This window comes from Saccharopolyspora endophytica (genome assembly GCF_018070075.1).
In the GTDB taxonomy this organism is placed as follows: Bacteria; Actinomycetota; Actinomycetes; order Mycobacteriales; family Pseudonocardiaceae; genus Saccharopolyspora; species Saccharopolyspora endophytica.
The window spans coordinates 466,417-480,865 of record NZ_JAGPXE010000004.1 but is presented as its reverse complement, the minus strand read 5'-3'; the positions used below and the strand labels follow the sequence as shown (position 1 = coordinate 480,865).

The 14,449-nt window shown below is 69.3% G+C and carries 14 protein-coding genes; 9 read left to right on the top strand and 5 right to left on the bottom strand.

Annotation, left to right across the window (positions count from 1 at the left end):
* Nucleotides 1-65: 65 nt before the first annotated feature.
* Together KBO27_RS12815 and KBO27_RS12810 are read left to right on the top strand one after the other, a co-directional pair.
* Entirely contained in the window at nucleotides 66-2,555 is a 2,490-nt protein-coding gene (locus KBO27_RS12815; protein ID WP_210970187.1) for an FtsK/SpoIIIE family DNA translocase, read from the top strand.
* A gap of 251 nt (nucleotides 2,556-2,806) precedes the next feature.
* The gene (locus KBO27_RS12810) at nucleotides 2,807-4,048 is read left to right on the top strand and encodes an exo-alpha-sialidase (protein ID WP_307870397.1); all 1,242 of its coding nucleotides are present in this window, start codon (nucleotides 2,807-2,809) and stop codon (nucleotides 4,046-4,048) included.
* Between the two features lie 211 nt (nucleotides 4,049-4,259).
* Here the strand turns inward: KBO27_RS12810 and KBO27_RS12805 are convergent, their stop codons facing one another.
* From KBO27_RS12805 to KBO27_RS12795, 3 genes are all read right to left on the bottom strand, one after another.
* Nucleotides 4,260-4,763, bottom strand: a complete 504-nt coding sequence (locus KBO27_RS12805; protein WP_210970185.1) for a phospholipase — start codon at nucleotides 4,761-4,763, stop codon at nucleotides 4,260-4,262.
* A gap of 182 nt (nucleotides 4,764-4,945) precedes the next feature.
* Nucleotides 4,946-5,464, bottom strand: a complete 519-nt coding sequence (locus KBO27_RS12800) for an amino-acid N-acetyltransferase (RefSeq protein ID WP_132674819.1) — start codon at nucleotides 5,462-5,464, stop codon at nucleotides 4,946-4,948.
* 42 nt (nucleotides 5,465-5,506) lie between these two features.
* Nucleotides 5,507-6,007 carry an amino-acid N-acetyltransferase gene (locus KBO27_RS12795; protein ID WP_210970184.1) on the bottom strand — a complete coding sequence of 167 codons (501 nt, stop codon included), beginning with the start codon at nucleotides 6,005-6,007 and terminating at the stop codon, nucleotides 5,507-5,509.
* A gap of 132 nt (nucleotides 6,008-6,139) precedes the next feature.
* Here KBO27_RS12795 and rimO point away from each other — a divergent pair, with 132 nt between their 5' ends.
* The 7 genes from rimO (at nucleotide 6,140) to KBO27_RS12760 (ending at nucleotide 12,642) form a co-directional block, all read left to right on the top strand.
* Complete coding sequence (gene rimO, locus KBO27_RS12790; RefSeq protein ID WP_210970183.1) at nucleotides 6,140-7,558, top strand: 30S ribosomal protein S12 methylthiotransferase RimO; 1,419 nt, start codon at nucleotides 6,140-6,142, stop codon at nucleotides 7,556-7,558.
* The gene (gene pgsA / locus KBO27_RS12785; protein ID WP_210970182.1) at nucleotides 7,555-8,145 is read left to right on the top strand and encodes a CDP-diacylglycerol--glycerol-3-phosphate 3-phosphatidyltransferase; all 591 of its coding nucleotides are present in this window, start codon (nucleotides 7,555-7,557) and stop codon (nucleotides 8,143-8,145) included. Before rimO ends, pgsA begins: the two co-directional genes overlap by 4 nt.
* Nucleotides 8,142-8,633: a CinA family protein gene (locus tag KBO27_RS12780; protein ID WP_210970181.1), complete on the top strand. Its 492-nt coding sequence runs from the start codon at nucleotides 8,142-8,144 to the stop codon at nucleotides 8,631-8,633. The genes pgsA and KBO27_RS12780 overlap by 4 nt, the downstream gene beginning before the upstream one ends.
* A gap of 206 nt (nucleotides 8,634-8,839) precedes the next feature.
* Nucleotides 8,840-9,268 carry a helix-turn-helix domain-containing protein gene (locus tag KBO27_RS12775; protein WP_132674829.1) on the top strand — a complete coding sequence of 143 codons (429 nt, stop codon included), beginning with the start codon at nucleotides 8,840-8,842 and terminating at the stop codon, nucleotides 9,266-9,268.
* A 288-nt stretch (nucleotides 9,269-9,556) separates the two neighbouring features.
* Nucleotides 9,557-10,384, top strand: a complete 828-nt coding sequence (locus KBO27_RS12770; protein WP_132674831.1) for a PspA/IM30 family protein — start codon at nucleotides 9,557-9,559, stop codon at nucleotides 10,382-10,384.
* 16 nt (nucleotides 10,385-10,400) lie between these two features.
* Nucleotides 10,401-11,213, top strand: coding sequence for a phage shock envelope stress response protein PspM (gene pspM, locus KBO27_RS12765; protein ID WP_210970180.1), 813 nt, complete (start codon nucleotides 10,401-10,403; stop codon nucleotides 11,211-11,213).
* A 160-nt stretch (nucleotides 11,214-11,373) separates the two neighbouring features.
* Complete coding sequence (locus KBO27_RS12760; RefSeq protein ID WP_210970179.1) at nucleotides 11,374-12,642, top strand: uracil-xanthine permease family protein; 1,269 nt, start codon at nucleotides 11,374-11,376, stop codon at nucleotides 12,640-12,642.
* Nucleotides 12,643-12,823: 181 nt separating this feature from the next.
* Here KBO27_RS12760 and KBO27_RS12755 read toward each other — a convergent pair whose 3' ends face one another.
* Both KBO27_RS12755 and KBO27_RS12750 read right to left on the bottom strand, forming a co-directional pair.
* Entirely contained in the window at nucleotides 12,824-13,603 is a 780-nt protein-coding gene (locus tag KBO27_RS12755; RefSeq protein WP_210970178.1) for a DNA-formamidopyrimidine glycosylase family protein, read from the bottom strand.
* A 4-nt stretch (nucleotides 13,604-13,607) separates the two neighbouring features.
* Nucleotides 13,608-14,438 (bottom strand): ParA family protein, encoded by an 831-nt coding sequence (locus KBO27_RS12750; protein ID WP_132674839.1) that lies wholly within the window; start codon nucleotides 14,436-14,438, stop codon nucleotides 13,608-13,610.
* Between the last annotated feature and the right edge of the window lie 11 nt (nucleotides 14,439-14,449).

Here is a 14,449-nt window from a genome sequence, read left to right as displayed (position 1 = left end):
CCGGAAGGGCGCGAACCCCTGTGGTTGTTGTGACGGGAGAGGCGGGTGCCGATACCGTGTGGGGCATGGCGAGCCGGACAACTAACGGGGGGCGGGGCTCGTCGCGCGGCAAGGCGGCGACGCAGCGTAGCGGCTCCGCCGCGAAGCGTGGCAGCTCCTCCGCGGGGGCGAAGGGCAAGAGCACGGCCTCCAAGGGGCAGAGCAAGCCGAGCCCCAGGTCGACGCACGCGCCGCGCAAGACGCCCGCGAAGCGCACCCCCGCCAAGAACACCAAGAAGCAAGGTGGCGGACTCGGCGGCGTGGTCCGCGCGGTCGGCAAGACCCGCGAGCTCGACCCCGCCCACCGCCGCGACGGGATCGCGCTGATCTACCTGGCGCTGGCCGTCATCGTGGCCGCGGGCGTGTGGTGGAAGGCCGGCGGTCCGGTCGGTCACTGGTTCGACTGGGCGCTGCGCTCGGTCATCGGCATCGGCGCGCTCGTGCTGCCCATCGTCCTTCTGATCACCGCCGTGGTCCTGATGCGCACCGAGACCAGCCCCGAAGCCCGGCCGCGCGTGGTCATCGGCTCGGTGCTGCTGCTGTTCGCGACGCTGGGAACCATCCACGTCCTGTCGGGTTCCCCGTTGGAGGCCGAAGCATGGCCCGTCGCGGGAGGTGCGCTCGGATTCGTCGCCGGTGGCGCGCTGGCCTACGGCCTGACCGGCTACGTCGCCGTCCCCGTGCTCGTCCTCGCCGGGCTGTTCGGGCTGCTGGTGCTCACCGGGTCCTCGGTCCGCGACGTGCTCGCCAAGCTGCGCGGCGAGGGCTACGACGACGAGGACGGCTTCGAACCCGCGCCCAGCAAGGCCGAGCTCGAAGGCGACCCGAAGACGGTCAAGCTGCGCCGCCCGTCCCGCCGCCGGCAGTCGGCGATGTCCGAGCAGGACGAGCAGCTCTCGCTCGACGACGTCCCGGAGGAGCCGGCCAAGCCTGCCAAGCCCAAGGCCGCCGAGGTCCCGGCCGCCAAGCCGGAGAAGCCCGAGAAGTCGAAGAAGAGCGACCAGCCGCTGATCAGCCGCGACGTCGAGGGCGACTACCAGCTGCCGCCGCTGGACGTGCTCACCGACGGCGACCCGCCGAAGAGCCGCAGCAAGGCCAACGACTCGATGATCGAGGCCATCACCGCGGTCCTGGAGCAGTTCAACATCGACGCGCAGGTCACCGGCTTCACCCGAGGCCCGACCGTCACCCGCTACGAGGTGGAGCTCGGACCCGGCGTGAAGGTCGAGAAGATCACCGCGCTGACCAAGAACATCGCCTACGCCGCCGCCACCGACAACGTGCGGCTGCTCGCCCCGATCCCCGGCAAGTCCGCCGTCGGCATCGAGGTGCCCAACAGCGACCGCGAGATGGTGCGGCTCGGCGACGTGCTGCGCTCCACCGAAGCCGCCAAGGACACGCATCCGCTGGTCATGGGCTTGGGCAAGGACATCGAAGGTCACATGGTGACCGCGAACCTGTCCAAGATGCCGCACCTGCTGTGCGCGGGTTCGACCGGTTCCGGTAAGTCGAGCTTCGTCAACTCGATGCTGGTGTCGTTGCTGGCGCGGGCCACCCCGCAGGAGGTCAGGATGATCCTGATCGACCCGAAGATGGTGGAGCTCACGCCCTACGAGGGCATTCCGCACCTGATCACGCCCATCATCACCCAGCCGAAGAAGGCCGCCGCCGCGCTGGCCTGGCTGGTGGAGGAGATGGAGCAGCGGTACCAGGACATGCAGGCCAACCGGGTCCGGCACATCGACGACTTCAACGCCAAGGTGCGCTCGGGTGAGATCACCGCGCCGCTGGGCAGCGAGCGCGAGTACAAGCCCTACCCCTACATCCTGGCGATCGTCGACGAGCTGGCCGACCTGATGATGACCGCGCCGCGCGACGTCGAGGACGCGATCGTGCGGATCACGCAGAAGGCCCGAGCCGCCGGCATCCACCTGGTGCTGGCCACCCAGCGGCCGTCGGTGGACGTGGTCACGGGTCTGATCAAGACCAACGTGCCCTCGCGGCTGGCGTTCGCGACCTCGTCGCTGACCGACTCCCGGGTCATCCTCGACCAGCCCGGCGCCGAGAAGCTGATCGGCATGGGCGACGCGCTCTACCTGCCGATGGGCGCTTCGCGGCCGGTGCGCGTGCAGGGCTCGTTCGTCGCCGACGACGAGATCCACCGCATCGTCGCCTACACCAAGGACCAGGCCGACCCGGACTACACCGACGGGGTCACCGCGGCCAAGGCGGGGGAGAAGAAGGAGGTCGACTCCGACATCGGCGACGACCTCGACGTCCTGCTGCAGGCGACCGAGCTTGTCGTGACCAGCCAGTTCGGGTCCACGTCGATGTTGCAGCGCAAGCTGCGCGTCGGGTTCGCCAAGGCCGGCCGGTTGATGGACCTGCTCGAATCGCGCGGGGTCGTCGGTCCGTCGGAGGGCTCCAAGGCGCGCGATGTGCTGGTCAAACCCGACGAGCTGGAGAACGCCCTCTACTCGATCCGCGGCGGGCCACCGCCCGGCGAAGAGGAGTGAGCACGGTCCCGCGGCGAGGTTCAAGCCGCGGGACCGCTTCGTTTTCCGCGCTTTTCACGGTTGTTCATCACCGTTTGTTTCGCATTCTTTCCACTGCTCCGTTTGCGTTCTCCCAATTGCTCTGAACGGAATTTCCAGAGGGCTCGATTCAGATCCTTTCTGCGATAGCCTCTCCGCCGCTGACGGTTGAACCGCCCGCGGGTTGAGGGGTATTGCGCATGGTCTTTCGAAAAGTTCGCGCTTTGTTGGTCGTGCTGTTCTCGGCGGCATTGGTGATCGCGGGATTGCAGCACGCGGCGTTATCCGCACCCGCTCCCGGCGATGTCGGGACCCAGGACGTGGACAAGGGTGAGCTGCTGCGCGTCGGCGGGTCCAGCTATCCGCGCCTGGTCCGGCTGGAGAACTCCGGCGAGGCCAACGGCCGCGTGCTGTCGAGCATGACGACCTACCGGGACAACGCCGGTTTCGCGGTGATCTTCGAGAGCCGCGACGACGGCAAGACCTTCCAGCCGCTCTCCGAGATCCGCGATCCCGCAGGTGAGAACACCAAGGGGATGTGCTGCTCGACGCTGTACGAGCTGCCGCAGCAGGTCGGCGACATGCCCGCCGGGACGCTGCTGTGGGCCGGTTCCGCGGGCATCGGCTCGGATGAGGACGAGCGGCGGACCAGCATCCGCGTGTGGCGCAGCGACGACCACGGCAAGACCTGGAGCTACCTCTCCGACGTCGTGCAGGCCCCGGTCGGGCCCGGTGTGTGGGAGCCCGAGTTCACCGTTTCCGAGCAGGGCGACCTGGTCGCGTTCTATTCCGATGACAGCGACCCGCAGCACGATCAAAAACTGGTGCAGGTGCGTTCCTCGGACGGTCGCAATTGGACCGATGCGAAGGACATGCTGAAGAACGACGAGTTCACGGTGCGCCCCGGGATGTCGGGAGTTCGCACACTGCCGGACGGCACCTACCTGATGGTTTACGAGGTCTGCAATTACGACCCGGTGCACACCTGCACGGTCTGGATCCGCAAATCCTCCGACGGCTGGGACTGGGGCGACCCCTACGACCTGGGCACCGAGATCGTCTCCGACACCGGCGGGCAGCCGCTCGGCACGCCGACCATCGCGCTCGCGCCCGGCCCGAACCCCAACGGGCGAGTGCTGCTGGGCTACCAGATGCTCGGCGGTGACAACGGCGGCTGGGCGCCCGGGAACGGCAAGACCGTGATGGTCAACGACGACCCGAAGGACCTCGACGGGCCGTGGAAGGAGATCCCGGCCCCGGTGCAGATCAGCTACAACCAGGGCAGCTCCTGCCGGAACTTCAGCCCCAGCCTGCTGGCCACCGAGGACGGCGAGTCCATGATCCACGTGGCCACGGACTTCGAGCACTACATCGGCGGGCCGTGCGAGGCGTTCTACGGCGTCGGCCCGATCGACGGCGGGAGCGCTGCGGCGAAGTCCGAGCCCCGCCCGATGGACACCCGAATCGGCCGCTGACGGCCTCCGCGGAACGGCCCCCACCCGGAAGAGCTGGTCCTCCCGCCGGGTGGGGGCTTTTCGAATTTCGCGCGACATCCGAATCCGCCCACGCGGTCGGGCGTGTCTGCGCAGGTCAGCGCGGCGCGGGTGGCGTAGTCGTCGAATTTCGCGCGAAATTCGAGTCCCGAAGTTCCGACTCGAATTTCGCGCGAAATTCGAACGGGACTGGTCAGCGCTGGGCTGCGCGCTCCGGGAGGTTGGCCATCTCCACGGCTTCCGCGACCGACGAGGCGGAGCCGCCGAACTGGCGAACGGCCTGGTAGTACAGGTCCGCGGTGGACTCGCAGGCGCCGTCGCCGTCGCACGCCGAGTACATGTCGTCGTGGAAGTTGTCGTCGATCTCCAGCCGGTTGTCCTCGGTGAACCGCTCCTGCGACTTGTAGTTGCGGTAGCCGAAGTCGTGCCGGTCGCAGCTCTCCAGGAACTCGTAGCCGAACGGCGAATCCGGGGAGTAGGAGCAGCCGTCGGAGGACCAGTCGAGCTGGTCGGCGTGGGGCTGCTCGGAGCGGGTCTGGGTGAACTCGTCGAGCGAGTGCTCGAACAGGTAGCTGTCGGTGGTCTTCTGCAGCTCTTCGGGCGTGAGGTCGGCGGCGAGCGCCGTTCCGCCGGTCAGCAGCAGGGCACCGGTGGCGGCCACGGTGGCGATCAGGCCACGGCGACGGTTGCGTTCCAAGGCAGTCTCCTCTGGGTGGAACGGATGACCACAGGTGTTTATAACCGGTGCCAGAGGGACTCGTGAGAAAGTTGCGAACTTACGAACGCGAACGGTTGATGAACGACGGAGTTCGGAGTTCGGGGCTCACCTCGCGTGGGGGTGCGAGCCGAGTCCCCTCACCTGATGCGGGGAAGAACCGCTCAACCCGGTAGTTCGAGGAGCATCCGGGTGTTGCCCAGGGTGTTGGGCTTGATGTTGGCCAGGTCCAGGAATTCCGCGACGCCGGCGTCGACCGAGCGCCGCATCTCCTCGTAGACCTCGGGGCTGACCGGAGCGCCGTCGATGGTGCGAAAACCGTGCCGCCCGAAGAACTCCGTCTCGAAGGTCAGCACGAACACGCGAGTCAGGCCCAGCTCGGTGGCGAGTTCGACGAGCCGCCGGACGACGCGGTGCCCGATGCCGCGCCCCTTGACCACCGGATCGATCGCCACCGTGCGGATCTCGGCGAGGTCTTCCCACAGCACGTGCAGCGCACCGCAACCGACCACGCGGCCGTCGTCCTCGGCCACCCAGAACTCCTGGATGTCCTCGTAGAGCGTGACGAGTTCCTTCTCCAGGAGCACCTCTCCCGCGTAGGTGTCCACCAGCGCCTTGATCGTCGGGACGTCGGCGATCCGAGCCCGTCGAATCACTATCTCCGACGGCGCATAACCATTCATGCATCCATCGTAACGCCGCGCCCTCAGCGGAGCGCGCGAATATCAGGTCAGCTGCAACAGCATCCGCGTGTTGCCCAAGGTGTTCGGCTTGACGTGCGCCAGGTCCAGGAACTGGGCGACGCCCTCGTCCGGCGAGCGGCGGATCTCGTCGTAGACCTCCGGCGGAACGGGCGTGTCGGCGATCGGCCGGAAGCCGTGCCTGCTGAAGAACTCCGTCTCGAAGGTGAGCACGAAGACCCGGGACAGCCCCAGCTCCGCGGCGTGCTCGATCAGCCGGTCGACGATGAGGTGGCCGACCCCGCGCCCCTTCTCCATCGGGTCGACGGCCACGGTGCGGATCTCGGCGAGGTCCTCCCACAGCACGTGCAGCGCGCCGCAACCGACGATGTGGCCCTCGTCCTCGGCGACCCGGAACTCCTGGATGTCCTCGTAGAGGGTGACCAGTTCCTTGCCGAGGACCACCTTTCCCGCGTAGTGGTCGATCAACGACTTGATCGCTCGCGCGTCGCGGACTCGGGCCGGTCGCACCTCGATGGCATTCACGTTAGGTAAGCCTAACCATGGCAACAGGAGGATGGTCGTCCGGACAGTCGTAATCTTGGCCACCACTCGGGGGCATTCTGCGGTGGCAGGCTCGTTGCCGAGCGTCGACAGGACGGACGTTAGGCTCGACCCATGTCAACCGAGCAGCAACACCACCGAGTCGCCATGGTCACGCTCGGTTGCGCCCGCAATGAGGTCGATTCCGAGGAGCTCGCCGGCAACCTGCACGGCCGGGGCTGGGACCTCGTCGAACCCGACGACGCCGAAGTCGTCGTGGTCAACACCTGCGGCTTCGTCGAGTCCGCCAAGAAGGACTCCGTGGACACGCTGCTGGCCGCCTCCGACACCGGGGCGAAGGTCGTGGCCGTCGGCTGCATGGCCGAGCGCTACGGCGCCGAGCTCGCCGAGCAGATGCCCGAAGCCGACGCGGTCCTGGGCTTCGACCACTACGACAACCTCGCCGACCGGCTCGATGACGTCCTCGCCGGTCGCGCCGTGCAGTCCCACCAGCCGCAGGACCGGCGCACGATGCTGCCGATCAGCCCGGTCTCGCGCCCGGCCGCCGCGGCCGAGGTCGCCGTCCCCGGGCACGGCTGGGTCCCCGCCGCGCGCGAGGTCTCCCGCCGCAGGCTCGACGACTCGCCGGTCGCCGCGCTCAAGCTCGCCTCCGGCTGCGACCGCCGCTGCTCGTTCTGCGCCATCCCGTCGTTCCGGGGCTCCTTCCTGTCCCGCCCGCCGGAGGAGATCCTCGGCGAAGGCGCCTGGTTGGCCCGCAACGGCGCCAAGGAGCTGTTCCTGGTCAGCGAGAACTCGACCTCCTACGGCAAGGACCTCTCCGACCAGCGCGCGCTGGAAACCCTGCTGCCGAGGCTGGCCGAGCTCGACGGCGTCGAGCGGGTGCGGGTGTCCTACCTGCAGCCCGCCGAGACCCGTCCGGGCCTGGTGAGCACCATCGCCACCACGCCGGGCGTGGCCCGCTACTTCGACCTCTCCTTCCAGCACTCCAGCGAGTCCGTGCTGCGCCGGATGCGGCGGTTCGGCTCCACCGAGTCGTTCCTGCAGCTCATCGAGCAGATCCGGGAGCTGTCCCCGGAAGCGGGCATCCGCAGCAACTTCATCGTCGGCTTCCCCGGTGAGACCGAGGAGGACTTCGCCGAGCTGCAGGACTTCCTCACCCGCGCCCGGCTCGACGCCATCGGCGTGTTCGGCTACTCCGACGAGGACGGCACGGAGGCCGCCGGCTTCGACGACAAGCTCGACCCGGACGTGGTCGCCAAGCGCGTCGAGCAGCTGACGGCCCTGGCCGACGAGCTGATCGCGCAGCGCGCCGAGGACCGGATCGGCACCGAGGTCACCGTCATCGTCGAGCGCTTCGACGAGGACGACGTCATCGGCCGCGCCGACCACCAGGGTCCTGAGGTCGACGGCGAATGCCTGATCGTCGAGTGCGACGAGCTCGCCGTGGGCGAGCTCGTGCGCTGCGAGGTCATCGACAGCGAAGGCGTGGACCTCGTGGTGCGACCGCTGGAGAAGTCCGGGGAGCAGCCATGACGGCAGAAGGCCAGGCGCCGCAGGCGCCCGTCCTCAACATCGCCAACGTGCTGACCATGTCCCGGCTGCTGCTGGTGCCGGTCTTCCTGGTCGCGCTGTTCTGGGGCGACGGGCACGACGAGCTGTGGCGCTGGATCGCCACCGGTGTGTTCGCGCTGGCCTCCATCACCGACCGCATCGACGGCGAGATCGCCCGCAAGCGCGGGCTGGTCACCGACTTCGGCAAGATCGCCGACCCCATCGCCGACAAGGCGCTCACCGGCGCCGCGCTGGTCGGGCTGAGCCTGCTCGGCGACCTGTGGTGGTGGGCGACCTGGGTGATCATCGTGCGTGAGCTGGGCGTGACGCTGCTGCGGTTCTGGGTGATCCGGCACGGCGTGATCGCGGCCAGCCACGGCGGCAAGATCAAGACGCTGCTGCAGGCCATCGCGATCGGGCTCTACCTGCTGCCGCTGGGGTCCTGGCTCGACGTCCCGCGCTGGATCGTGCTCGGCGCGGCGCTGATCGCCACCGTCGTGACCGGCCTGGACTACGTGATCCGCGCGCTGCGGCTGCGGGCCGCGGGCGGCTCGAAGGCCGGCGCATGATCCTCGAACCTCTCGGCCTGCCGTTCCCGCAGGTCGCGGCGTTGATCGCCGCTCTGCGGCAGCGCGGTGAGACGGTCGCGACCGCGGAATCGCTCACCGCGGGACTGGTCACCGCCGCGCTGACCGAGGTGCCCGGCGCCAGCGCCGTGGTGCGCGGCGGTCTAGTCGTCTACGCGACCGATCTCAAGGACCGTCTCGCCGGGGTGGACGCCGACCTGCTCGCCGAGCACGGTGCGGTTCACCCGGATGTGGCAGCCCAACTCGCCGTCGGCGCGTCGCGTCGGTGCGGGGCGGATTGGGGCATCGGGCTCACCGGGGTGGCGGGCCCGGATACGCAGGACGGAGTCGCTCCCGGCACCGTTCACCTGGGCTTTGCCGGTCCGGGAGGTGCGCAGGTGCGCACGGTGGAGCTCGACGGTGATCGTCACGCGGTGCGCGCGGCGGCCGTTCGGGTGGCTCTGGAACACTTCGCCGGGCTGCTGCGTTGAACAATTTGCAGGAGGGGTCGTCATGTGTCCGCGTGCGCTGTGCGCTGCGTAAACATGGCCCAACGAGGACTAGGCCGATCGATCATGGACCGTTCGCCCTGGGCGGACTTCCGCTCGATCGTTCTCGTTCCGGCCCATCGATGAGTAACGTAGGGGGCGTTCACGCGTAGTGCACGCGGAAGGCGACGAAGGAAGGGAGGCGCGCGATGACCGTATTGTTGCGGGAGGCGGTCGGTGAACGGCTGCGCCGCGCCCGGACCGCACAGTCTCGGACGTTGCGGGACGTTTCGCGCGCTGCCCGGGTGAGCCTCGGATACCTGTCCGAGGTCGAACGGGGCCGCAAGGAGGCGTCCAGTGAGCTGCTGTCCTCGATCTGTGATGCCTTGGACCTGCCGCTGCCAGAACTGTTGGTGACCGTGGCCGGTGACCTCGACGGGACGATGGTCGTGCCATCCGTCGTCGAGCAGCCAGCGACCGCGGACCTCGACGGTGGTCAGCTGGTGCCGAGCCTGCTCGGTGCCGAGCTCGCCGACGCCGAGCAGTTCGCCGATGCCGGTGACGCCCGCGCGGGGCTTCAGCCGGTGCTCAGCCAGCGCATCAGCGCTCCTGTGCGCAAGCAGGTAGTGGCCGCCTGAACGACTAGACGACACACCCGACCGCCCCGCGTGCCACCGGCCCGCGGGGCGGTCGGGTTTTAGTTGATCACGGTTCAATGTCCGTTATGCCCCCGGAGCGGCGGCGGTCGGACGGGGCTGGTTCGATCAACGCTGAGCGCTCCGGGAAATACCCGGAGATCTGCCGTGTTTGGTGGAAGCGGACACAACTACCTGACACGATGGAACCAGCCGAGGCTCCTGATGCGTTGTATCGGCGAGAGATCGGCTGGGGGCAGCCGGCAAGCGGAGAGAAGGCAGGCGGAGGAGATGGCCAACCCGTTCGTGAAGGCCTGGAAGTACCTGATGGCGTCGTTCTCGTCGAAGGTCGACGAGCACGCCGACCCGAAGGTGCAGATCCAGCAGGCCATCGAAGAGGCCCAGCGGCAGCACCAGAGCCTCTCCCAGCAGGCCGCGTCGGTGATCGGCAACCAGCGCCAGCTGGAGATGAAGCTGAACCGCCAGCTCGGCGAGGTCGAGAAGCTGCAGGCCTCGGCCAAGCAGGCGCTGGTGATGGCCGACCAGGCTCGCACCGAAGGGGACGAGGCCAAGGCCCAGAAGTACGAGGAGACCGCGACGCAGCTGGCCAGCCAGCTGGTCACCGCCGAGCAGGGCGTCGAGGACCTCAAGACGCTGCACGACCAGTCGCTGGGTGCCGCCGAGCAGGCCAAGCAGGCCGTCGAGCGCAACGCGCAGGTCCTGCAGCAGAAGATCGCCGAGCGCACCAAGCTGCTCAGCCAGCTGGAGCAGGCCAAGATGCAGGAGCAGGTCTCGGCGTCGATGAAGTCGATGACCGAGGTCTCCGCGCCCGGCAACACGCCTTCGCTGGACGAGGTCCGGGACAAGATCGAGCGCCGCTACACCACCGCCCTCGGCGAGGCGGAGCTCGCGCAGAACAGCGTGCAGGGCCGGATGATGGAGGTCGAGCAGGCCTCCGTGGACGCGGCCGGTGCCAGCCGCCTGGCCCAGCTGCGCGCCTCCATGGGTGGCGGCGAGCAGCAGCAGGTCACCGGCGGTGCGCAGCAGCAGCTCTCCAGCGGTGAGCAGACCCCTGCCGAGACGAAGAAGCAGGAGAAGCCGCAGGCCGACCAGGCCTGATCGAGGCGGAGGCGCCATGTCCCGGAAACAGGAGCTCGCGCAGCTGGGCGAGGCCGCCCTGGAGACCTTGCGCGGGCCGGTGGCGACCGAGGTCCGGCGCAAGTGGGCCGACTGGCGCGATCCGCGTGCGCGGTTGGTCCGCCGGCGCAAGACCGCCAAGCGGCTCGCGGGCACCAGCGGCGCCACCGCCGGTGTCTTTGGGCTGGGCGCCGTCGCTTCGTGGATGACGCCGATCGTGGATTCGGTCTTCGCATGGTCGCTGGCCGGGGAAACCGCCGCGGTCGGTCTCGGCGGCGTCGCCGTGGCCGGTGGCGTGGGCGCGGTCAGCGCCGGGTTGAAGTACCGGAAGTTGAAGAACACGCCGCTGCCGGAGTCCACCGCCAGCGAGCCGCTGCCCGCTCCGGGCTCGGCCGCGCGACCGCCGATGCAGCGGTTGCGCGAGGCGGAGCAGACGCTCAACAACGCGCTGGCCGAGCTCACCTCGGCCGGTGCGGGTGCCTCCGCGGCCGAGGCGCGGGCGACGGCGGACGCCGCTGCGGCGGAGCTGCGCCGGGGTGCCAAGCGACTGGTCGCGGTGGAGTCGGCGCTGCGGTACGCGCCATCCGCCGAGCAGCAGGAGCTCCGCGCGGACGTCGACAGGTTGCGGGCCGAGCTGGACGAGGGCGTGTCGGCCTACGGCGGTGTGGTGGCCGCGGCCGGGCGCGCGGTGGCCGCGAGCGGTTCGGGCGAGCAGCGGCACCTGCTGCAGGACGCCACGGACCGGTTGGCCGGGCTCGCCGTCGGGATGCGCGAGGTCTTCGGCGAAGTGGACGGATCCGCTCAGCACTGATCTTCACACCGCGCTGCAGAAGCATCACTAACGGTAGTCGATATTTCTCACATTCGACGGACCGGGTGCCTTGATTGCGTGATGCCGAATAGTAATCTTTCCCCAGTCATCACATGCCGTGACAGTTGTTCCACCTGAACGGTGGCTCGGGGAGGCCAATGTGGCGTTGTGGGCCGTGCACGGCAACGGTCGACGACTGCTGCGCGATTCCGTCGTGTCCTCCGAGGAGCGCCTGAGCTGGCCGCTCACGATCGGCTTCGGCGTGCAGCACCTGCTCGCGATGTTCGGCACCACCACGCTCGTGCCGCTGCTGACCGGTTTCCCGGTCGCCACCACCCTGCTGATGTCCGGTGTGGGCACGCTGCTGTTCCTGGTGATCACCCGCAACCGGGTGCCGAGCTACCTGGGTTCCTCGGTGGCGTTCGTGGTGCCGATGAGCGCTGCGGTCGGCGAGGTCGGTGCCGGTCCGGCGGCCCTGCTCGGCGGGATCATGGTGGTCGGACTGGTGGTGCTGGCCTTCGGCGTCGCCGTCAAGGCGCTCGGCGTGCGCCTGCTGGAAACCGCGATGCCGCCCGTGGTCACCGGCGCGATCGTGCTCATGATCGGGCTCAGCCTCGCCCCGCAGTCCGTCTCGTCGTTCGACCAGCAGCGCGTTCCCGCGGCCCTGACGCTGGGAACCGTCGTGCTGCTGACGGTGATCAGCCGCGGCATGGCGGGACGCGCGGCCGTGCTGATCGGAGTCCTGGTGGGCTGGCTGTACGCGGCCGGGATGGGTCAGCTGGTGCCCGAGCGGGTCGCCGAGCTGGCCGCGGCGCCGTGGATCGGGTTCCCGGAGATGATCACGCCGCAGGTGCACGTCTCGGTGGTGCCGTTCGTGCTGCCGCTGGCGATAGTGCTGGTCGCCGAGCACGTCGCGCACCTCAAGGCGGTCGCCGCCGTCTCGGGCCGCGATCTCGACCCCCACGTCGGTGACGCGCTCATCGGCGGCGGGCTGGCCACGATGCTGTCCGGTTCGGCCGGTGGCTCGGCGGTGAGCAGCTACGCGGCCAACATCGGCGTCATGGCCGCGACCCGCGTCTACTCGACCGCGTCCTGCTTCGTCGCGGCGCTGGCGGCGATCGTGCTGTCGTTCTCCCCGAAGCTCGCCGCGCTGATCAACACGGTGCCGATGGGCGTCCTCGGCGGTGCGACGCTCGTGCTGTTCGGGATGCTCGCGCTGGTCGGGGTCCGGATCTGGCTCGACGCCCGCGTCGACTTCGCCGACCCCGTCAACCTCGCGGTCCTCGGCACGGCCGTCATCGCCGGCGTCGGCGATCTGACGCTCAGCGTCGGGGACCTCCGCATCACCGGTCTCGTCTGGGGCTCGATCGGGATCGTCATCGTCTACCCCCTCCTGCGGAACCTCGCAGACCTCCGCAACGTCCCCTGACCAGACCTTCGACCCCTGCGGACACCGGAGAACCCCGGAACCGGGGCCGCCAGAACCCCAGGACTTCGTCCTCCGCGTCCCCGTTCTCCCGATTTCAGTGGAATTCGGGGATCTGATGTCCACTGAAGTCCACGTCCTGATTTCCACTGAAATCCGAGGAAGCAACGCGGGAGTCGTGAGGTCAGGGTTGGCAGTGGGGGCAGTGGTAGGTGACGCGGTGGTCCGGGGGTTGGCCCTGGGAGCCTCGTCGGACCGGGTTTCCGCAGCGCAGACAGGTCCTCCTAGCGTAGACCCAGTGCTCGTCGCCGCGGCGGAGGCTCTTGGTGGTGGTCTGCTCGGGGTGCCAGGCGTTGCGGAGGAGGAGGTCGTGGCTGAGGCGGACCGCCGCGCGGGCGTCGATCTCGCCGACCGGGGTCCAGGGCGAGCGGCGGAGCACGAAGCAGACCTCGGCCTTGTAGAGGTTCCCGACACCGGCCATGATCCGCTGATCCATCAGGGCCAGGCCGATCTCGCGGTCCGGGTCGGCGGTGAGCCTGCGCAGCGCCTCGTCCTCCTGCTCAGGGCCCCAGTCCGGCGACAGCAGGTCCGGGCCCAGGTGCCCGACGAGCTCCGACTCGTGCGAGGTGGGCAGCCATCGCAGGTCGTGCAGGGCGAAGCCGACCGCGACCCGCTCGGCCGTCGCCAGGATCGCGCGCGCCTGATGTCCGGGCCGCCGCCACCGGCCGCCCGGCGGGTACAGGTGCCAGGAGCCGTCCATCCTCAGGTGGTTGTGCAGCGTGCGGCCGTCCTCGAAGCGGATCAGCAGGTGCTTGCCGGCCGGGCGCACCTCGCTCACCACCCGGCCCTTCAGCTCCACAGTGGACAGGCGGGGGTGTCGGATCTCACCGCGGACCAGCTCCCGCCCGGCCAGGGCCTCGTTCAGCCGGTGGCAGGCGAGGAAGACCGTGTCGCCCTCGGGCACCGGGTCACTCGACTTCCTCGGCGAAGTCCTCGTCCTCGGGCTCCGGCCGGCGGGTCCGGCCCGCGCGCAACGTGCGGGCGAGGATGAGGTTGAACGCCAGCGCGACCTCGCGAGCGCCCGGCGTGCCCCACTGGTGGATCGGCATGCACGCGCCCTGGGCCTGCTGGACCGCGAGCCGGTCCGGCAGCGCGACCGGCATCACCAGCGGGCCGAAGATGTCCCGGAGCTCGTCGATGCGGTACTGGTGCTCGTGCGACCTCGGCCGCACCCGGTTGACCACCACGCCCAGCGGCTGGAGGTCCGGGTTGCTGGCGCGCTCGGCCTGGACCGCCTCGAAAGCGCGCTGAACACCCGACACCGCGAAGATCGTCGGCTCGGTCACCAGCAGCGCCCGGTCGGCCGCCACCAGAGCGGACCGCGTCAGCCGGCCCAGCGACGGCGGGCAGTCCAGCAGCACCAGCTGGTAGGGGAGCTCGCCCTCGGCGATCAGATCGTCCAATTCGGACAGAGCGTCGTCGAGCCGGGACAGGTGATCGCCCTCGGTGTGCCCGTTGAGGCTCTCGGCGTCCTCCGAACCCACCAGCACGTCGACCTCGTCGCCCCACGAACTGCCGGTCACCGCTTCCCGCAACACCTCCGGGCGGGGATCGGCGAGGACATCGGTGAGGCCCTTCGCGGTCTTCTCCGGTTCCAGGGCGGCCGTGGCGTTGCACTGCGGGTCGAGATCGACCACCAGCGTCCGAACCCCGCGCCGCATGGCCGCCGAAGCAAGCCCGAGCACCACGGTCGTCTTGCCCACGCCACCCTTGAGACTCAGCACCGCAACCGTCTGCACGCGGTCAGCCT